Annotated in this window: 11 protein-coding genes; 8 read left to right on the top strand and 3 right to left on the bottom strand. The window is 49.2% G+C overall.

Translation table 11 applies throughout. The features are described from left to right. Positions 1-185: 185 nt before the first annotated feature. Positions 186-1,733, top strand: coding sequence for a sphingomyelin phosphodiesterase (gene sph, locus ACUHMQ_RS12000; RefSeq protein WP_445295698.1), 1,548 nt, complete (start codon positions 186-188; stop codon positions 1,731-1,733). Between the two features lie 255 nt (positions 1,734-1,988). Continuing rightward, positions 1,989-2,693, top strand: coding sequence for a glutathione S-transferase N-terminal domain-containing protein (locus tag ACUHMQ_RS11995; protein WP_445295697.1), 705 nt, complete (start codon positions 1,989-1,991; stop codon positions 2,691-2,693). A 165-nt stretch (positions 2,694-2,858) separates the two neighbouring features. Here ACUHMQ_RS11995 and ACUHMQ_RS11990 read toward each other — a convergent pair whose 3' ends face one another. Continuing rightward, positions 2,859-3,293 carry a MarR family winged helix-turn-helix transcriptional regulator gene (locus ACUHMQ_RS11990; RefSeq protein WP_445295696.1) on the bottom strand — a complete coding sequence of 145 codons (435 nt, stop codon included), beginning with the start codon at positions 3,291-3,293 and terminating at the stop codon, positions 2,859-2,861. Positions 3,294-3,654: 361 nt separating this feature from the next. Here ACUHMQ_RS11990 and ACUHMQ_RS11985 point away from each other — a divergent pair, with 361 nt between their 5' ends. From ACUHMQ_RS11985 to ACUHMQ_RS11970, 4 genes are all read left to right on the top strand, one after another. After that, positions 3,655-4,089 carry a hypothetical protein gene (locus ACUHMQ_RS11985; RefSeq protein ID WP_445295695.1) on the top strand — a complete coding sequence of 145 codons (435 nt, stop codon included), beginning with the start codon at positions 3,655-3,657 and terminating at the stop codon, positions 4,087-4,089. Positions 4,090-4,549: 460 nt separating this feature from the next. Further along, a complete protein-coding gene (locus tag ACUHMQ_RS11980; RefSeq protein ID WP_445295694.1) occupies positions 4,550-5,236 on the top strand; it encodes a M15 family metallopeptidase in 687 nt (228 codons plus the stop codon). A 330-nt stretch (positions 5,237-5,566) separates the two neighbouring features. Beyond that, positions 5,567-5,959, top strand: a complete 393-nt coding sequence (locus tag ACUHMQ_RS11975; protein WP_445295693.1) for a hypothetical protein — start codon at positions 5,567-5,569, stop codon at positions 5,957-5,959. A 113-nt stretch (positions 5,960-6,072) separates the two neighbouring features. Further along, complete coding sequence (locus ACUHMQ_RS11970; protein ID WP_445295692.1) at positions 6,073-6,669, top strand: hypothetical protein; 597 nt, start codon at positions 6,073-6,075, stop codon at positions 6,667-6,669. Between the two features lie 61 nt (positions 6,670-6,730). Here the strand turns inward: ACUHMQ_RS11970 and ACUHMQ_RS11965 are convergent, their stop codons facing one another. Together ACUHMQ_RS11965 and ACUHMQ_RS11960 are read right to left on the bottom strand one after the other, a co-directional pair. Continuing rightward, complete coding sequence (locus tag ACUHMQ_RS11965; protein ID WP_445295691.1) at positions 6,731-7,843, bottom strand: response regulator; 1,113 nt, start codon at positions 7,841-7,843, stop codon at positions 6,731-6,733. Then, positions 7,840-10,950: a response regulator gene (locus ACUHMQ_RS11960; protein ID WP_445295690.1), complete on the bottom strand. Its 3,111-nt coding sequence runs from the start codon at positions 10,948-10,950 to the stop codon at positions 7,840-7,842. Before ACUHMQ_RS11960 ends, ACUHMQ_RS11965 begins: the two co-directional genes overlap by 4 nt. 838 nt (positions 10,951-11,788) lie before the next feature. On the opposite strand from ACUHMQ_RS11960, the gene ACUHMQ_RS11955 reads away from it, so the two are divergent. Together ACUHMQ_RS11955 and ACUHMQ_RS21610 are read left to right on the top strand one after the other, a co-directional pair. Beyond that, a complete protein-coding gene (locus ACUHMQ_RS11955; RefSeq protein ID WP_445295689.1) occupies positions 11,789-12,220 on the top strand; it encodes a MoaF N-terminal domain-containing protein in 432 nt (143 codons plus the stop codon). 591 nt (positions 12,221-12,811) lie between these two features. Then, complete coding sequence (locus tag ACUHMQ_RS21610) at positions 12,812-12,970, top strand: helix-turn-helix transcriptional regulator (protein WP_510182275.1); 159 nt, start codon at positions 12,812-12,814, stop codon at positions 12,968-12,970. Positions 12,971-12,995: the final 25 nt, after the last annotated feature.

Genomic DNA, 12,995 nt, shown 5'->3' with positions numbered 1-12,995 from the left:
CGGGCATATCAGCAATTCCCCCTAACACCGTTCTCTCCCCCTCCCACCTGAAAGCCCCGTAAGTTCAGCAAGGTAAGTGCATCGCATTCACACTGCGCTACCACCCGTATTCAAGTCGCAACGGGTGTGTAACGACCTTTTGCAACACTGCTTCACTTTCACTGCAACATAACCCTGGAGAGAACATGCTGAAACGGATACCGACCCAGCTGATCGGGCTTATTGCTGTTGTGCTGGCTACCGCGGCAAACGCCGCTTACCCAGATGACTTGAAGTTGACGAGCTGGAACACCATGCTGTTGCCCCGAACCGCTTTTCCCAACTACGGGCAGTTGGAACGTGCGGGTTTGATTGGCAATGCACCGGTATTGAACAACCAGGATATCGTGGTGTTGCAGGAGGCTTTCGACAATGAAGCCAGCGAGCAGCTATTGGCCAAACTTAAGGCCCGCTTTCCTTATCAGACACCGGTTATTGGGCGTAACCAGACTGGCTGGGACAAAACCGAGGGTATCTGGCGCGACACGATCGAGGACGGCGGTGTTGCGATTGCCAGCAGATGGCCTGTGACAGAAAAAATCCAGTATCTCTACCGCACAGCAGGTTGCGGTGACGATGCCCCAGCGCTAAAGGGATTCGCCTACGCCAAAATCAACGTCAACGGCGCGTTCTACCATGTGATCGGCACCCATTTGCAGTCCGAATCCTCCTGGGGCTGTGACGGCAGCAATGGCCATGTCACAAGACGCCGCAACCAGCTGAAGGAAATCCATGACTGGGTGCACCAGAAAGGTATCTCTCCCAACGAGATCGTCCTCGTAGCAGGCGACTTCAACGTCAACAAACACAGCGACACCGAATACGCCGACATGTTGCAGACTTTGGATGCCGCCCCGCCACGCTATGTTGGTGTCCCCGATTCATTTGACACCAAGCGTAATGGTCTTGCGTTGGAACGGTATGGCGCCCGCACCGGCGACCCCATAGAACACCTGGACTATGTTGTCGCCCTCAAGGGTTACCGCCAGCCCTCGGTTTGGCACAACCTGACGTTGGACCCACCGTCCCCTCAGTGGAAAGTGCAAGAAGCGCTCAGCAAGCGTACTTACGCCTACACCGACTATAGCGATCACTATCCCGTGCAAGGTTTTGCCTACGCCGACAGTACAACCCCTACCCGGTCATTTGCCGACCAGGAAGGCAGCTATCGTGAAGTCACACTGCAAAACGTTGCCAACAACCGCTATGTACAGAGCAGCAGCCAGAACGCAGGGTGGTTACAAACCGATGCCACCACCCCGAGTAGCCGTGCGCGCTTCAACCTTTCCAACAACTTTTCGATGCGCGACAGTGGCTGCCTGCGTACCGGTGATTACCTTCGCATTGAACGAACCGACCAACCCGGCTGGTTCTGGACGTGGTCCGGCACGGTAGGAAAGGATCAATACAGTTACTACACGACCCAGGGACCACTGAAGGCAGACCCGGAGTTACGTCTCGTCAATATCAGCCGGCCCAATGGCTGCCTGCAGGATGGGGATATCGTCGCGTTTCGTGACTGGGCGCGCGCTGCCGACTATTACCTCACCGCCTGGAGCGGCGGTGGCACCAACAACCGCCTGTATCTTTGGGAAAGCCGCCTCGGCGCAAACGAGCAATTCCGGGTACGTATTGACCGCAAACCCCAGCTGCTCGACTGGCAATCACAGCTGAGCTACCGCACCAGCCACTAACCTGCTTACGGTCCGTACCTGGTGAAATCAAGACAGGTACGGATCGTAAATATGTCCAAGCCGCTGCATCCCTCGTCCAGACATTAAACAACGCATGGCTGTCCAGTAGTGCTGCTGCCCAGTTCATCCAGTCGGTCTTGAATTGGTAAGTTTCGCCGCCATGTCTGTTGCCTGAACCTGTTCAACATCAGCTTCGCGTCAGCCATACGGCGTTGAACCGGTCTTTGTATCCACCTTGAATACAGAAAGCCCTCCGTGACCGACCTTTCCACCTTCCCCATCACCCAGAAGTGGCTTACCCAACATCCTGACCGGCTTCAACTCTATTCATTGCCCACGCCCAATGGCGTGAAGGTTTCCATCATGCTTGAAGAGATAGGCCTGCCTTATGAGCCTCACCTCGTCAGCTTTGAAACCAATGACCAGATGTCGCCAGCATTCCTGTCGCTGAACCCCAATAACAAGATACCCGCCATCCTCGACCCCAATGGACTGGGTGGAAAACCGCTTGCCCTTTTCGAATCGGGTGCGATTCTGATTTACCTTGCCGACAAAACTGGACAGTTGCTGCCAGCAGAACCCAGTAGCCGTTATGAAACCATTCAATGGCTGATGTTCCAGATGGGTGGCATTGGCCCTATGTTCGGGCAACTGGGTTTCTTCAGTAAGTTTGCTGGCAAAGACTACGAAGACAAACGCCCACGAGATCGATACGTCGCAGAATCGAGGCGGTTGCTTAATGTACTCAACCAGCGGCTGGCAGACCGTACCTGGATCATGGGCAACACTTACACAATCGCCGATATTGCGACGTTCCCGTGGGTGCGGAATCTGATTGGCTTTTATGGGGCGGGCGATCTGGTCGGCATCGAAGATTTCCCCCATGTCACCCGGGCACTCGATGCCTTCCTCACACGCCCTGCCGTTGCACGCGGCCTAGAAATACCGAAGCGGGCTTGATAACGCGTGTTGGAACTTGTTCAAGCGCTATCACTAGCTAGAGTGGGATAAGGCGAAAATACCCAAGGAAGCGGCGCTTACAAAGGGTAAATGAGCATTCCAAGGGTGTTTTCAACACCGTATCGCCAACGCACAGCAGATTTTGAACAGGTTCTCAGCGCAACATCAGGTCGACAATTTCTGCCGCAACCTGGCCAGCTCCCCTACCAGTCGAGCCATCTCCGAGCTGGACAGATCACACATCTGCTGTATGGACTGTTGAATCTCAGCCGCCTTGGCACGCAATGCGCTTCCCGCTTCTGTCAACGTAATGGCGAGACTGCGTTCATCATCCTGATGACGACGTCGAATCAGGTACCCGCTGCGCTCAAGCCTTTTGACCAACGGTGTGATCGAACCAGGGTCCTGTTGAAGCCGTTCTGCGAGGTCCTTGATTCCCAACCCTTCCTTTTCCCAAAGTACAAGCAATACGAGGTACTGTGGGTAGGTCAGATTCAATGCCTCAAGTATCGGTTTATAACGCTGGGTCATCTGCAAAGAGGCGGCATACAGCGCAAAGCAAAGGTGTTGGTCGAGGCTGGGAAATGCGGATAACGGCATATTCAAAGTATGGAAGGCGGATTGATGTCCACTCTACTGACTATTCGCATGCGAATAAAGACGACAAAACCCTAGCCACCCGACCCACTATGTCCCTCCCCCAGTCCCCTCGATAAGTCGCTGTGGGCTGCGCGGCCAAGCATCTGTTCAAGCCCGGCAGAATTGGGAGATCGCCTATACTTTCCTATGCCGTCAGCAGCATAGGAACCTGTTCACGGTACTAATTCGCAAAGCCGTGATCAGGGCTTATTTGTTGCTCGAAATCCTCTTGTACCCATGTACATGCCGGTTTCTCTGTTGCTCTGCGCCTTGCTGACAACTGCTCACGACAGATCGTAAACAGGCTCTAGGAAAGATCGTTATGCCAATTGCCGACGCCACCGATTGGTTTGCTGGTCTCAGGGCACTGAATCAATCTTGCTTTCCAAAGCGATGCGCCAACTGTGGGCATGTTTATGAATCGGCAGATGACTACTGCCGACTTACACAGGCAATCCAGTCTGATAAAAGTGGACTGAAAGCGGTTAACGATGAGATAGATGGGGTATTCGTGGAGTTATATCGAAACTGCATCTGCGGCTCCACACTCATGGAGTTTTTTGGGGAAAGGCGAAATCAGACAGAACCCAGCCTGAAACGCAGGGAAATATTCAGCGAATTGCATAACTACCTGGTACAAAGCGGCATACCCAAAGCCGCTGCACGCGCCGAGCTGTTACGTGTCATGCATGGCGAACGTAGCGAACAATTGGAAGCATGGTATGCAGAGGTCGCCGTACGTACCAATAAAACGTAAACGAGCCCTCCCCTTTAGAGTCGCTAACAAAACCCTTCTGGCGTTGTTGCGTAAGCTTGCCGTACCCACGTACTGCCTACGCTTACGCGCCTAGCCAGAATCACTTCGCTGGGTTTTGTTAGCGACTCTTAGAACCTGTTTAGGCGACTCGTTTTAGTGTCGTCAGTCCTACCATGGATAGGAAGTGCCGATCTGATCAAGATTCATAATTTCTATCTTGCCATCCCGCTAAATTCCCCTTTATTCCCAATATGCATCGGCAGTAGAAAATCCGTTTATATACCATTTTCTTACCGACTAGTTATTTATCTATTACCAAATCAACAATTAATTTCCCTATAAGTTAATTGACACCAACAATTGAATAAATCTCACAAAGCACTTTAGATTAAATAGGTCCCAAAATTGAAAGCCAAGAATAGAATAAGCCACTAGCGCTTTCTAATTTTTGGAGTTTGTGATGTATCGCTCTCTAAGAAAGATAAGTCTTGGTTTATGCTCAAGTTGCGTTCTGAGTAATGAACTGCCACCAGACTTCGGCTATTTGAAGGTAAGGGCACCTGCCATCCAACAAGATATGCTTTACGTAGGTAATAATAATTTTATTGGGCGACCCATTCGTGGCTATGAAGCACCAAAGTGTATTCTAACTGTAAATGCTGCAGAAGCATTAGCCAAAGTACAAAGCCAGCTAGAACGACAAGGCTTGGGACTGAAAGTTACTGATTGTTATCGTCCACAAACTGCCGTCAATGACTTTGTTGATTGGAGTGAGGATGCTAATAATCAAAAAATGAAATCTAAATATTATCCAAACGTCGATAAAGCCAAGCTATTTGACGAGGGCTACATTGCAAAAAGATCTGGTCATTCTCGCGGTAGTACTGTAGATGTTACGCTTGTGAAGCTACCACTCTCTCATAAAAGCTTAGCTCCTGAACTGGATATGGGTACCCCGATCGATTTTATGGACCCATTATCTCATCCCTTTTCTTCTGCCATCTCCGAAAAAGCGCAGAAGAATCGCTTAATACTACGTGAAGCAATGCTAAGCAATGGTTTTATGCCTCTATCAACAGAATGGTGGCATTTTACATTGGTCGATGAGCCTTACCCAGATACTTATTTCGATATACCCGTGCGTTAGGTATTGAATTAGGTTGTAGCCTATTTGTATAGGTAGTCGATAAGGCCACCCCTGATAAGGTGGTGAATATAACAATGCTAAGAACCTGTTCTTGATCTTGCTATACAGCCGTGATCAGGGCTTATGTGCTGCTCAAAAGCCTCATGTGCTTAAGTACATTCCGGTTTCTGCACTGCTCTGCGCCCTCATGGCAGCTGCTCACGACAGATCGTAAACAGGTTTTAATAAGAAAGCCCTCGGTGTCCTATGAGAACCTCACTCCTGCTTGTCTTTATTCTTTTACCTACGCTCTGCTTGGGAGCCAGTTCAACAGGTAATGGCAGGAGGCATATGCAAATACTCAACAATAAAGTAAATGAAACGCCGCTTATCCAACAGCTTGCAGGTACATACCACCTGATCGGGCTGTCCCCAATTACACGTAAACCTTACTCAGGCCGTGCTGTACTGGTGGCATATGGAAACAAACTAAACGTCATTCGCACAATTAACGGGATGACCATCACCGGTACAGCAGCGATAAAGTCTGTGGCCGCCAATCAACCACCTGTACTGCGGATGTGTTTCCCTACGAATGAAAAAGATGTTGAGGCTACCTACTTATGGCATTTCGACCTCAACAATAATATTCGTCTTACTGGAGAAATTCATGTTTCTAATAACAAAAATGACTCTCCAGCATTAGAAGCATTTTTTCCGAACGCCACCGAGTTCTTACGTTAGGTAAATTTATACCGCCAATTGCCAGGCGCTGACGTTGGTGGCACAGCCCACCGAATATTCGATTCTCTCGCGAATACTTCATACATAACTGACTTAAATAGAGTGGGAAAAAGATGAAAAAAATAGCCATTCTGCTGCTTGTGGTAAGTACTACTTTAAAACCAGCCATTGCAGCCGATACCAATACGATGAGTATAAAGAAATTTGCTGCCGCCACAGAAACCAAAGCGGAAGAAGTAATGACCGCATATATCGGGGTGGGCGTAAGCGTTGTAGAGAAAATCCGGGAAAGCAGAGGAATTGGCGAGAACTACAGTACTCAGGTTATCGATCTTAAAAAGTTACCGGGGATGGCACCTGCAGTATTTTCTCGGTACAAACTCATTTCAAATGATTTGGCACAGGTCTTGAAAAAAGCAAAGAATCTTTCTCCTCCTAAAGCGGACGCAGAAAAAATAAGTCAGACGCTACCCTGCCTTAATAAGATTCAACAGGAAATTCTTGCAACCAGTGATAAATACCTGCAAATCGCGAAGGAACTTGAATCCAGCTTGATTACCTTGGAGGGAGGACCGCTTGATGAGAAGTCTATTACACAAGTGCTATTGCTTGAGAGGCAGACGAAGATACTAGAAACACAAAAACAGAGCTTCTCGCAAATGACACGGGCGCTGCTACAGATAACAATGGCGCTGGTTCCTAATGAATAGGTTTCAGATTTGGTTAGCCACTACGCTTAAAATCAATACCACGCATCCCAAGCTGCAATGCTCATTCCGCACCGTCAGCATAACGTGCTGCCACTGCTTTGAACTCGCCTGCGATCTGCAGAAAAGCATCGACCATATCGGGGTCGAAATGGTGGCCACGCCCTTCACGGATAATTTCCACTGCCTTGTCATGAGAAAAGGGGGGCTTATATACCCTGCGTGAAATAAGGGCGTCGTACACGTCGCCCACCGCCATTAAACGTGCAGAAACAGGAATGTCATTGCCTGCCATCCCCTCGGGGTACCCGCTGCCATTCCATTTCTCCTGGTGGCTATAGGCAATCTCGCGAGCGAGCTTCAAAAAGCTGCTCGGTGCATCAATCAATTTTTCTGCTGCAACAATCGTGTCACGTCCAAGCGTGGTATGGGTCTTCATCAGCTCGAATTCCTCTTCGGTAAGCGGGCCCGGCTTCAACAGGATTCGATCTGGTATCCCGACCTTGCCGATATCATGCAATGGCGCGGACTTATAAAGCATCTGGATGGTGTTGTCGTCATCAAGCACGGCTCGATACTTCGGATGCTGCCTTAGCTTTGCTGCAAGCAGACGCACGTAGTTTTGTGTCCGGCGGATATGATTACCGGTCTCGTTATCCCTGGTCTCCGCCAAGGATGCGAGTGCCATGATAGTGACGTCCTGGATAACTTGAACTTCATGCGTGCGGTGTTCAACCTCATGTTGGAGATACGCCGCTTTGTCTTCCAGAAAGTCTACCGCCGCCTTGAGCTTCATATGTGTCTTGACGCGTGCCAGGACAATAGGCGGAGAAATAGGCTTGATAATGTAATCGACCGCTCCCGCATCAAAGCCCTCCTGCTCGTTCTCGTTCTCTCCCATCGCGGTAAGAAAAATCACCGGGATATTCGCAGTTCGATGATCAGCCTTGATCTGTCTACACACGTCAAAACCGCCGATGCCAGGCATCATCACATCAAGCAGAATCAAGTCTGGCAGCGTGTTACCGGCGGTAATCTGAAGTGCCCGCTCACCATTGTTTGCAATCAGCACCCGATAGCGATCTTTCAACAGACCGTGAAGAAGCGTCAAATTCTCGGGCGTGTCGTCCACAATCAATACGGTCTGAGGACTTGTACCTTCAGGTGAGGTATTCATGGCGTACTCTCCTGTACAGTGCTTTTACCCGTCGCCACAACATGTTTCAGATGATCCAAGGCAGCGATGAAATCAAAATTAGTCAGCGCCTTCTCGAAGTCGGTATAGTTTCCATCAGGAAATACCGACCGAATAAGGGGTGCATGCTCCAGGAAGTAGCTCACTGCCTCACCATCGCTCGCAGTAAGCAACGAGCTAAGCCGCTCCAGTATTGCCGGCGTATCGCCAGACACTGTCACGACCTCCGCAGATCTTTCCTGAGCCAGCGCACCACGCAATGAAGCGATAACACGCATCAACTCTTGCTCAACAACTTGTGATGCAGCGTGATATGCCTCACCCGCCTTGATGGTGCGTTCAAGTACTATTGTTGCTGCCTGCAAGTCGGTAAAGCCCACGCTACCTGCGACACCCTTAAGTGCATGTACGGTGCGTATTGCCGTCGCTGTATCGCCCTCTACCAACGCGGTTTTGATCCGAGCCGAGGCATCCGCTTCTTCCTCGGCAAACTGCCGCAACAGACGCAGATATAGGATAAGGTTACCAGCAACACGCTTAAGGCCCGCAGCTTGATCAAGTCCCTCAAAGCCTGGAATGACCTGCTGTGGTGAGGCCTCAGTCTGTAATGTCCTTGTCGAAGCATCCACGATAGGCATAGGCCGTACCCAGTGCCTTAGCGTGACAAACATGGTGGGTGGGTCCAGCGGCTTGGCAATATGATCCACCATACCAGCTGCCAAGCAGGCCTCTCGTTCCTCGGTCAGCACATCAGCCGTCATCGCAATGATGGGCAAGTCTGTAAATCGTACATCCCCACGTATCAGACGCGTCGCCTCTATGCCATCCATCACCGGCATTTGTACGTCCATCAACACAACGTCGAAATCTGCAGGCCCCGCAGCCATGAGCGTATCCACGGCTTCGCGCCCATTACTTGTCACAGTGACCGCTGCATTGGCGCTCTCCAGCAATTCAACGGCGATTTGCTGATTGACCTTGTTATCCTCCACCAGTAACAAACGTATCCCGTTCAAACTCGGTAGTGACTCCGAAATATCCGCCAACTTCGCCGCGTTTCCCACCTGTGGACCAAGTATGCCCAGGATCGAATCAAGCAACGAAGACTGGCTGACAGGTTTGGTCAGGAAACCATCGATACCCATAACTTCAGCCTGAGCCCGCACATCATCCCGGCCAAATGCAGTAACCATAATGATGTGGGAACCACGGTTGAAGGCGCGAATCTGGTTGACTGTCTCAATACCATCCATTTCGGGCATCATCCAATCGACAAATACAGCATCGAAGGGGTGGTCGAGATCAGCCTGTCGAACTACGTTAATTGCTTCCCGACCTGAGGTGCAGACACTGACTGAAAAGTCGAGAGATGTTAGTTGTTCCGATAGGATCTCGCGTGCTGATGCATTATCGTCCACTACCAATACGCGCAATCCCTTCAAGGATTCAGGCAAGGATTTTTGGCCCGGTAACGCATTCAATGAAATACCTAACCAGATACCGAATACAAAGGAACTACCCCAGCCAGGCGCGGATTCCACCTGAATTGCACCGCCCATTGATTCAACCAACCGCTTGGCAATGGTAAGCCCAAGTCCCGTACCGCCATACTTGCGCGTTGTCGAACCATCGGCCTGGGTAAAAGCTTGGAATAACCGGGCAGCTTGCTCCTCGGTCATACCGATACCCGTATCGTGAACACCAAAGCGCAGCTGAACCTTGTCGCCCACCCGCTTGAGTGGGGAAATAGTGATGGCTACCTGGCCTTTCTCGGTGAACTTGATGGCGTTGTTGATCAGGTTGACCAGGATTTGCCCCAACCGCAATGGATCACCGACCAAATCCTGCGGTACATCCTTGCCGTTACTGAACAGCAACTCCAGCCCTTTATCACCAGCTTTTTGCGCTACCAGGGAAGAAACACTATCGAGTACATCGTCCAGTCGAAACGGCTCCGACTCAAGTTCCAGCTTACCTGCCTCGACTTTGGAGAAGTCCAGAATATCGTTGATGATGCCCAGCAATGAAGTACCGGCATTGTGGATTTTTCCAACGTAGTCACGTTGCCTGACTGTAAGCTCCGTCTTCAGCGCAAGGTAAGACATACCGATGATGGCATTCATCGGAGTTCGGATTTCGTGGCTCATATTGGCCAGAAACATCGATTTAGCCCGGGTGGCATCCTCGGCCACCTGTTTTGCTTCGCGCAATGCTACGGCCGTATTGGCAAGGTGCGCATAGAGTTTGCCGTTTTCCAGCAAGAGTACGATCAATACGAAACTCGCGGCCAGCAATCCATACAACCGGCCTACGTAAAAGCCAAGATCGAAGCGGCCGGCATTCAGTACTGCGGACAGTGCAATATCACAAAGCCAGGCAAACATCGTTACAGTCAGCCACAAATCAAGCATGGTGCGCTTACGCCGCCGGCCAACAGCTATCAAAGCCAGCAGACTTAAGCTCCAGACTGTAGAAACCACGCCCAGCATAAGCGGCGTGTAATGGCTGCCCTGCATTATGGGTGGGAGGTAACGCTTACCCGTAGTGGCAATGGCAGTAAGCCCCCACGCCATCAGGAACGCGATTGCTATACATGCAAAAATTTCGCTTCCTGGGTGACGTAAAAATTTCGCGGTTTCCGAATGATTGGCTAGCAGAGCGTAAGCCGTAACCATCAGGGGGAAGCCCCCATGCCAGAACATGTATAGCCACGCAGTAGTCTGCGGCCCTGCACCAAGTAGTCCTGTCTCGGCAAACAAACCAGGGAAGCTGAGCGCATGGACGATAGCCATAAACGCTGTGAACAGATAACCACTGGCCAAGGCCAATAGGGCACGCGACTTCAAAATGACAAATTGACCAAACAGCAATACCGCAGTGATCAAGTCATTAACAACCAAGGCTGATTGGTAAGCTGGAATAAAGGGCCATACCTTGCCTAATGGTAACTTGGCATACGGTACGGCCAGCGCAAACAGAATCGCCGAACCGGCAACAATGCCGAGCGCGAGACGAACATGACCCCGCGTTGCTGGCAGAGTAGACAGAAACTTGAACTGCTCATGAGGGGCAGAGTGAGATCGCAGCATAAACGCCGCACTCTGATCAACGGATGCTGCGGCATCTCCTGAGTAAAAGAACGACCTCAGCAGACACCATGGCCAGCATTGTCGTTACTAAACAGATAGATAGACGAACAAATATTCGCATCCCCCATTTGGAGTAAGGGTTACACATGTACCGATGGAAGGTAGCAGGCTGGCTGTAGCTGTACGTCTCTATAAAGCGGACATAAGAACCTTTTACGTCCTTACTGCGCAGCTGCTATCAGGACTCAGTTCCTACTCTGTACCCTGCTGATAGCTGCTCGGACAGAGCATAGACAACTTCTAAAAATTTTCGATACTTCCCAAGAACCTGTTCAAAGTCTGCTGCGCGTCAGCAATACGGTGTTGAAAACGCCCTCGGAATGCTCATTTACCCCATGGAAACTCCGCTTCCTCGATTGTTTTCGCCTTGTCTTGCTTTAGCTCGCGAGACTTTGAACAGGCTCTAAGACTTTATCAATATGTAATAGCTGAATTCTGTAAGGCATCTCAATAAATAGTCAAAAAGCCAATAGATTCTTTACTCAATGAAATAAGCGCAACCAAATAAATTAATACTGACCATCAATTCTAAGGTAATTGATACCTACTATGAAAATAATAAACTCAGCACAAAAAAGAACCCCTAATAAAAATAACGAACAGCACAGATCATTCCATAAAAGTAACTTACTTCTGACATATCGACGAATGGCGGGACGCTGACTCTCGCACCATTCATCGCATATAATTACCGTATTTCATGAATCTAGCTTGACACTACGCCATAGAAAAACTACGTTTAAGTAGCGTACAGCACTACCTCTGCAGGAAAGTCAGCATGAAATACTTCACTCAGCTTTATTTCCAAGTTGCTTTAATTAGCTTGTTTACTCTTTTCAGCAATTACGCTCAAGCCGAATATAAATTCGGCGATCCAGAATACCTTCTTGATGGTACGGTGTTGTATTATCAGTACCAGTCTGGAGATGCTGTGCGTGTGCAATTTGCAGATGGGAAAGCACGTTATGAGTGGGTAGCTGGGCCTAAAAAAGGCAGCGGTGATGAAAACATTCCTTATAACTCCAGACAAATCGATGAAAATGTTTATCTTGTGCAATGGCTACAAAAAGAACGTCCTGATTTTTTGACGTTACACATTGACTTGAACAGAAGAGTTATTTTTTCTTCTGGAATTATGCGGTATGGCACTGCTGAACAATTTGTTGTATTTGATGGGGGGATAATTCAAGGGGTTCAAACGGAAGAGTAGTGTTTAATTTTCCTAGCATTATTTACAATAAAGTATATTGCTGGATAAATACCGCAGAGATATTCACAGCACCTATTCTAACTATCTTCAGACACTACGTATAGTAGCCAATACTACCAAACTCGCCATATGGATCTAAGAATCTGGTGAATCATTTAGTGCATCCACTTCCGGTGAAGCCCCGAAGGAAATTTTTACCAAGCACACCTTCAATCTGCACTTTTTAGCGCATTAATTAGATAATGAAACAACTCTATTTTGGGGAGAAGAGGAAATTGCCCCTTTTGATTTATGATTGCATCACGTATTTCAGGCATTGCCTTCTCCATTTCCTTCAGAATAGGCTTCCGCTTTTCATGGAAGTTATAATGGGGATATTTTTGAGCATTCTTATTACAAGCAAACGTTATCGCCGTTCTAGAGTCCGATAAGTTGACGCCGCATATATTAGTTACTGTTACTACGAGTGTGTCGAACAATCATCCCTCACCCGAGCCCAACCGGCCGGGTGATTTCATTTCAACCACGAAGACAAAGACCTACCTTCCCCACTTCACAAGATAACTACCATGCTAGGAAAGCTATACAACGATCAAAGACATCATCCCATTGACCGGTTACCATCACGCAACAATTTACCGTAAGATCAAGGTTGGTGAGTTTCCTGCGCCAAAGAAGATTGGTAGGTCATCAAGGCGGCTCATAGGACTATCAAGTCTGGCGGGAAAAAGTCATTGGAATCAGTTGTGAGTAAGAGTGCGAGTCAGCCGGCATT

This window comes from Chitinimonas violaceus (assembly GCF_052601015.1).
Note: the sequence above shows the minus strand (reverse complement) of the source record. Positions and strands in the feature narration are given on the sequence as shown.

Bases quoted from the DNA above. Each gene is read 5' to 3' on its own strand.
- sph (WP_445295698.1), top strand. From the start codon at position 186: ATGCTGAAACGGATACCGACCCAGCTGATCGGGCTTATTGCTGTTGTG.
- ACUHMQ_RS11990 (WP_445295696.1), bottom strand. From the start codon at position 3,293: ATGCCGTTATCCGCATTTCCCAGCCTCGACCAACACCTTTGCTTTGCG.
- ACUHMQ_RS11985 (WP_445295695.1), top strand. From the start codon at position 3,655: ATGCCAATTGCCGACGCCACCGATTGGTTTGCTGGTCTCAGGGCACTG.
- ACUHMQ_RS11980 (WP_445295694.1), top strand. From the start codon at position 4,550: ATGTATCGCTCTCTAAGAAAGATAAGTCTTGGTTTATGCTCAAGTTGC.
- ACUHMQ_RS11975 (WP_445295693.1), top strand. From the start codon at position 5,567: ATGCAAATACTCAACAATAAAGTAAATGAAACGCCGCTTATCCAACAG.
- ACUHMQ_RS11970 (WP_445295692.1), top strand. From the start codon at position 6,073: ATGAAAAAAATAGCCATTCTGCTGCTTGTGGTAAGTACTACTTTAAAA.
- ACUHMQ_RS11965 (WP_445295691.1), bottom strand. From the start codon at position 7,843: ATGAATACCTCACCTGAAGGTACAAGTCCTCAGACCGTATTGATTGTG.
- ACUHMQ_RS11960 (WP_445295690.1), bottom strand. From the start codon at position 10,950: ATGCTGCGATCTCACTCTGCCCCTCATGAGCAGTTCAAGTTTCTGTCT.
- ACUHMQ_RS11955 (WP_445295689.1), top strand. From the start codon at position 11,789: ATGAAATACTTCACTCAGCTTTATTTCCAAGTTGCTTTAATTAGCTTG.